This window comes from Nostoc sp. 'Peltigera membranacea cyanobiont' 232 (genome assembly GCF_002245985.1).
Taxonomy (GTDB): Bacteria; Cyanobacteriota; Cyanobacteriia; order Cyanobacteriales; family Nostocaceae; genus Nostoc.
This window is the reverse complement of sequence record NZ_NOLK01000106.1, coordinates 20,320-27,811: the sequence shown is the minus strand read 5'-3', so window position 1 is coordinate 27,811 and position 7,492 is coordinate 20,320. Positions and strand designations below refer to the sequence as shown.

Below are 7,492 nucleotides of genomic sequence, written 5' to 3'. Positions count from 1 at the left end.
TCTATCAAACGCCTGAAGCTTGTGAGAAATGCGGGTTTGGTCAGCAGAAGTGATTATCCGAATCTGATATTATCTAAATTTCATCTGCTCAAAGAAATGTATCTAAAATACGAGTAAGCTCGGATTATCCCTGAAGAAACACGGCTGGAGTATTTTGGCATGATGATTGCATTACCCGGATTTAAAATTGTCACTTTGTTGAAAGCAGGGGTAAAAGCAGTCATATACCGTGGAATCAAGGTTAAAGACGAGTGTCCGGTAATTATCAAAGGGCTGCGTCCAGAACAGTGTACACGCAATAATATCGAACAACTCAAACATGAGTATGCGATCGCTCAAAGGTTAAACACCACAGCCGCAGTCAAGGTCTACGCCTTAGAGATGCATCAGGGAATGCCTTATTTAATTATGGAGGATTTTGAGGCGCGATCGCTCGACCAGTTTCTCGACCAATTTCAACAGCCTATTCCGTTTCTGAAGATTGCTATTGAAATCACCAGTAAACTTGCACAAATTCACGCTCATTATATTGTCCACAAGGATATTAAGCCGCAAAATATCTTAGTTAATCTCGAAACTAATCAGGTCAAAATTGCCGATTTTGGAATTGCTGCCTTCATTCCCTACCAGCAGCAAGTAGTTAGCAGTTCCAGTCGCATTGAAGGCAGTTTACCTTATATCTCACCTGAGCAAACTGGGCGGATGAATCGAGGAATTGACCATCGTAGCGATTTGTATTCTCTGGGAGTTACCTTTTATGAGATGCTCACAGGTCAGCTACCATTTCAAGGCAAAGACCCTTTAGAGTGGGTGCATTGTCATATCGCCAAATCTGCGCTATCCCCGACAAAGCTGAACTCTGATATTCCCCAAATGCTTTGTGAGACGATCGTGAAGTTGCTGTCTAAAGTTGCAGAACAGAGGTATCAGAGCGCTTTAGGTTTGCAATTTGATTTGGAAAAATGCTTAAAGCAATTGGAGACAACAGGACAAATTCAATCTTTTGTTTTAGGTGAACAAGATATCTCAGAACGCTTTCAAATTCCTCAAAAATTGTATGGGCGAGAACCAGAGATTGCCAAGCTTATACAAGTATTTGAGCGAGTTATTACTCAAGGCAAACCAGAACTTGTGTTAGTTTCTGGCTATGCTGGAGTTGGGAAATCTTCTTTAGTAAAAGAGATTCACAAGCCCATTGTCAGAGAACGTGGTTTTTTTATCTGTGGTAAGTTTGATCGGTACAAACGAGATATTCCTTATTCCACCATTGTTCAAGCTTTTCAAACACTCGCTCGCCAAATTTTAACGCAGCCCGAAGAACGACTTGCTACCTGGAAAAAGCAAATACAAGCAGCATTAGGGAATAATGGAAGACTAATCACAGATGTAATTCCAGAAGTTGAACTAATAGTTGGAGAGCAGTTTCCTGTACCAGAGTTGGGGCCTGCCGAGTCTCAAAATAGATTCAACTTGGTGTTTCAGAACTTTATCAACGTCTTTGCTCAAAAAGAGCATCCGCTCACTGTTTTCTTAGATGATATGCAGTGGGCAGACACCGCTACTTTGAATTTAATTCAAACTATTATCACTGGCTCTAATATTCAGTATCTCTGCTTCATTTTGGCCTATAGAGATAACGAAGTAGATGTTGTACATCCCTTCAAGTTGATGATAGAGAAGGTTAGCCAGTATGGAGCAATAACGACTGAAATTCTGCTTACACCGTTGAATATTGCCTATGTAAAACAGTTAATTGCTGATACCTTATATAGTTCAGCAGAACAAGTAGAACCACTTGCTAAATTAATTATCCAAAAAACTGACGGCAATCCTTTTTTTGTCAATGAATTTCTCAAAATACTGCATCAAGAAAATCTGCTGAAGTTTAATCGCCAACATGGTATTTGGCAATGGGATCTAGCTGAGATTGAAGCCCAAGGGATTACAGATAATATTGTCAATCTGATGATTGGGCGGATGCAAAAACTGCCACTTGCAACTCAACAGGTGCTTAAATTAGCCTCCTGCATTGGTAATCGCTTTGATTTAGAAGTTTTAGCGATTGTTGGCGAACAATCTATTGAAGAAACAGCAAATGCACTTATTGAAGCAATTTTAAGAGGATTAATTATTTCCATTGAGTCAGATGAAAGTGCTGAAAAAAACTATCGTTTCTACCATGACCGAGTTCAACAAGCTGCATACTCCTTAATTGCCGATGAATCCAAGTCGGCTGTTCACCTGAAGATTGGGCAGCTATTGCTGAAGAATGCGAGTCCTGAACAAGTGAACGAGCAAATTTTTGATCTAGTCAATCAACTCAATCTCGCGGTGGACTTGATTGTTGAACAAACAGAGAAAGATGAATTGGTACGATTGAATTTAATTGCTGGTAAAAAGGCAAAAGCTTCTACAGCCTATACTCATGCTAAAGTATTTTTTAGCATTGCTATGAATCTTGGATCTAAAAATGCCTGGATTGAAGAATACGAACAAACATTTGCTTTATTTAGAGAACGGGCTGAGTGTGAATTTTTAACAGGAAATTTAGAGCAAGCGGAAGAACTATTTGAGCTACTATTGCTCAAAGCCAAATCTTATATTGACAAATCGAATATTTATATGCTGCAAATCAGACTCTACCAAGTTGCAGGTAGATATGAAGAGGCGCTGATATTGGGATTAGAAGCTTTAAAACTTTTTGGGGTGATATTCCCTGATTCAGCTGAGGAAGTGCAAAGTGCGATCGCAATTGAGAAAAACCAGGTATTAATAAATTTAGGCGAACGACAAGTCTCTGATTTAATTAATGCTCCGGTAATTCAAGATCCAAATATTAAGACACTGATTAGTCTGTTAACGACTTTGGGGCCACCTACTTATCTCGGTAGACCGGATCTCTTTCCCTTAGTCGTACTTAAAGCTGTTAACTACTCACTCAAGTTTGGGAATACGGAAGATTCATGTTTTGCTTACAGTATGTACGCCATGTTGTTAGTTTCCATCTTCCATGATATTCTTACAGGCTACGCATTTTCTGAGATGACAATTCAATTGAATGAAAAATTCCATGACTTGAAACTTCGAGGAGTTGTTCTACATATTCATGGAAGTCATATAAACGTTTGGCGTAATCATATTGCTACCGATATTCCCTTTTTAGAACGGGGATTTATTGGCTGTATAGAAGCTGGTGATGTGACGATGGCAAACTACAACGGTTATCAAGGCTCCTGGCAAATTATCCAATTAGGCTCTCCACTTGTAGATACATACAAATCTCTAGAAAAATACACTGCCTTCGCCCGCCAGTCAAAACATGAAGCTGTCTATCAGACAATTAGACTACAGCAGATGCTACTGATGAATCTGCGCGGACTTACTCATCAAAATCTGACTTTAAGTGATGATAATTTTAATGAATCACGCGCATTGTCTGTCATTACAGATGCAGGTTTTGTCAGTGGAATTATTTTTTATCATATTATTAAACTAATTATCTTTTTTACATATAGAAAATATGTAGAAGCACTAAATTCTGCTTTAAATTTGAACAAATTTCCAGTTGCGACACTGGCATTACCAATTGAAACAGATTATATTTTATATTACTCACTGACTCTCACGGCTCTTTATCCGACAGTATCTCCTCAAGAGCAAGAACAGTTTTTGCAAACCCTAGAATCTCATCAACAGCAATTACAATACTGGGCTAATCACTGCCCTGCGAACTTTTTACACAAATCTCAATTAGTAGCTGCTGAAATAGCTAGGATTGAAGGTAGAGACTTGGAAGCAATGCGCCTGTACGAGCAATCAATTGCTTCAGCCAGCGAGCAGGGATTTGTACAATATGAAGCTTTGGCTAATGAACTAGCTGCTAAGTTTTACTGGGAGCGGGAGTTTGAATTAATTGCCCAAACCTACTTGCAAGTGGCTAAAAATGCTTATATGCGTTGGGAGGCATCTGCGAAAGTTAAGCACTTAGAAGAATGCTATCCTCAGTTATTGCCACAGCAACAGCTTATCTCTAACGAAACATTTATCACTACAGGCGAACATTTAGACTTTTTATCAGTAGTTAAAGCCTCTCAAACCATAAGTAGTGAAATTGTGTTTTCACAGTTGTTGAAGACATTAATGCAAATTGCAATCGAGCAAGCCGGAGCAGAAATTGGTTATTTATTGCTTGATCGCGAACAAAATTTGGCGATCGAAGTAGAAGCTAAGGTTAATCCCCAAGCAGAAAAGCTCAATGTTTCTCGACCTGTATTAGAGGGTGAAATTTCACAGATTATTCCGCAATCAATTCTGAATTATGTGCAGCGAACTCAAGAAACAGTAATTTTGCAAAATGCCACTGAACAAAATATGTTTTCTGGAGATGAGTATGTAATCCAAAAGCAACCTAAATCTGTACTTTGTTTACCGATCGCACGTCAGTCGAAATTACTTGGTATTTTATACTTAGAAAACAATCTTATCCCCAGTGCTTTTACACAGGAAAAACTTTCCGTACTGGAGATTTTGACAGTTCAAATTGCTATTTCTCTAGAAAATGCTCGTCTTTTTCAAGGTCTAGAGAACAGCCAAGCACAACTCAACTTGGCGTTAAAATCTGGCAAAATCGGTGTTTGGAGTTGGGATATTGCCAACGATCGCTTTGACTGGGATGAGCAGATTTATCAACTATTTGGGTTAACACCTGAAACCTTTGCTGGCACTTCGCAAGCAATCCTCGATTGTCTGCATCTAGACGATCGAGAATTATTAGCTGAATCCTTGAGTCGAGCGATTAACAAAGGTGTAGAACATAATTTAGAATATCGAATTATTCAAGATGACGGCAGTATCCGCTACGCAGCCTGTCGGGGTAAAGCCTTTTTCAATGAAGCGGGTATTGCCACACACATGAGTGGTGTTGTGTTAGATATCACCGATCGCAAACAATCTGAAGCGGAACGTATTCAACTAATTCAAGAGCAAACCGCCCGTCAAGAAGCAGAAGCCGATCGGCAACGAGCAGCATTTTTGGCTCAAGTCAGTGCAACCCTAGCAGCTTCCCTCGATTACGAAAGCACCCTAGCAAGTGTGGCTAATCTGGTTGTGCCTTATTTCGCCGATTGGTGCAGCGTCGATTTGCTACAAGACAACCAATCAATTAATCGGGTAGCAGTTGCCCACCGAGATCCAGAGAAAGTTAAACTTGGTTGGCAACTTCATCAATATTATCCTAGAAAGTTGGATGAACCTTACGGCGTGCCAAAAGTACTGCGTACAGGAATTCCTGAAATGGTAACTGAAATTTCAGATGCACTTCTAGCAGCAGGCATTCCAGATGCAGAACATCTAAGAATTATCCGTGAAATTGGTTTAAAGTCCTGTATAATTCTTCCTTTAATGGCACGGGAAAGAATTTTTGGTGCAATTTCCTTTTTTACTGCGGAATCAGAACGTCGTTACAGCACGGCAGACTTATTACTAGCTGAAGATGTTGCCCATCGGGCGGCGATCGCGATCGATAATGCCCGCCTTTACCAAGAAGCACAGCAGGCACAAAAAACGGCAGAGCAAGCTTTAGAGCGCATTGCCCGTCTTCAATCCATTACGGCTGCCCTTTCAGAATCGCTGACACCAGCCCAAGTCTCTGAAGTCATTGTAGAGCAGAGCATGGCTGCTTTGAGAGCTAATTCTGCCCTCGTTGCCTTGGTGAATGAAAACAAAACTGAACTAGAAATTGTGCGGGCGGTTGGCTATAACCAAGATTTGGTAGACACTTGGCGGTATTTTTCCATTGATTCACCTTCCCCTCTAGCCGAAGCTGTGCGGACTGGACAACCTATTTGGGCTGAATCTAGACAAAATAGAATAGCTCGTTACCCACATCTAGCTGAAGCTTACGCCCAATATGACATTAATGCCTGGATTTCTATTCCATTGATGGTAGAAGGTTCGGCAGTGGGCGGTATAAGTTTGGGATTTAATGAACTTCAACAACTTAGTGGAGAAGATCGAGCATTTATCTTTGCTGTTGCTCAACAATGCGCCCAAGCGATCGCTCGGGCCCATCTCTACGAAGCCGAACTAACGGCGCGAAACGCTGCTGAATCAGCAAACCGCATCAAAGACGAATTTCTAGCCGTCCTCTCCCATGAATTGAGAACACCGCTTAACCCAATTCTGGGTTGGACAAAACTGATGCGAACCCGCAAACTTGACCAAGCAACAAGCGATCGCGCCCTCGAAACCATTGAGCGCAATGCCAAGTTGCAAACCCAATTGATTGAAGATTTGCTTGATGTTTCCCGCATCCTTCAGGGTAAACTTAACCTCAACTTCGGGCGGATTAATTTGGTATCAGTCATTGAAGCTGCCATTGAAACGGTGCGTTTATCAGCACAGGCCAAGTCTATCGAGATTCAGACAATTCTTGCATCCGGTGTCGGGCCAGTTTTAGGCGATGGCAATCGATTGCAACAAGTGATTTGGAATATCCTTTCTAATGCCATTAAGTTTACTCCCATCGGTGGACAGGTAAAAATCAAATTAGAGCAAGTTGGCTCACAAGTAAAAATCCGCGTAACTGACACAGGAAAAGGGATTGCACCTGAGTTTTTACCTTATGTCTTTGATTATTTCCGTCAAGCAGATGGTGCCACAACTCGAAAATTTGGCGGTTTGGGTTTAGGATTAGCGATCGTCCGACATCTCGTAGAACTTCACGGAGGAACTGTTCAAGCAGACAGCCTGGGCGAAGGACAAGGAGCAACCTTCACCGTTAAACTTCCATGCTTACAGGATGAAAGTCAAGAAATCAAGGATGCAAAAAATAACTCCTCACTTCTGGCAGATCAGTCCTCACCCTTGTCTGGCTTAGAGATTCTCGTAGTCGATGATGACGCAGATATGCGAGAGTTTTTGCCCTTCATGCTGGAGCAATATGGTGCAACAGTGACAGTTGTAGCCTCAGCCGTTGCAGCTTTAACTGCACTAAGTCAATCCCAGCCAAATTTGATCGTCAGCGATATCGGGATGCCAGAAATGGATGGTTACATGCTGATGCGACAGATCAGGAGTTTGAAACCAGAGCAAGGCGGGACAATTCCCGCGATCGCTTTAACTGCTTATGCTGGAGAGATGGATTATCAGCAAGCGATCGCAGTCGGATTTCAACGGCATATTTCCAAACCTGTAGATCCAGAAGAATTGCTAAAGGCGATCGGAGCATTAATTAAAAGTTTGTGGTAAGCGGCTCCAGCCCTACTTGGTTCGCCTAGCATCTCCAAGAGGGCTGTATCCCGCATTTCTCACAAGCTTGAAATGCAGAGGGGCAGAGGGGCAGAGGGGAAAGAACTTGTACAATCACTCTCCTTTGCTCCCCTGCTCCCCTGCTCCCCTGCTCAAGAGTGCAAGGTTTTGAGAGATGTGGTGAGAAATCCGGGTGTATCTGCTCAGTACGAGCTACGGAAAATATTGTTTTATCGTTTAAATC

At 41.6% G+C, this 7,492-nt stretch carries 1 protein-coding gene; it reads left to right on the top strand.

Annotated features, from left to right (window positions below):
- Window positions 1-159 precede the first annotated feature (159 nt).
- Window positions 160-7,248, top strand: a complete 7,089-nt coding sequence (locus CDG79_RS27630; RefSeq protein WP_094344967.1) for an AAA family ATPase — start codon at window positions 160-162, stop codon at window positions 7,246-7,248.
- The last annotated feature ends 244 nt before the right edge of the window (window positions 7,249-7,492 follow it).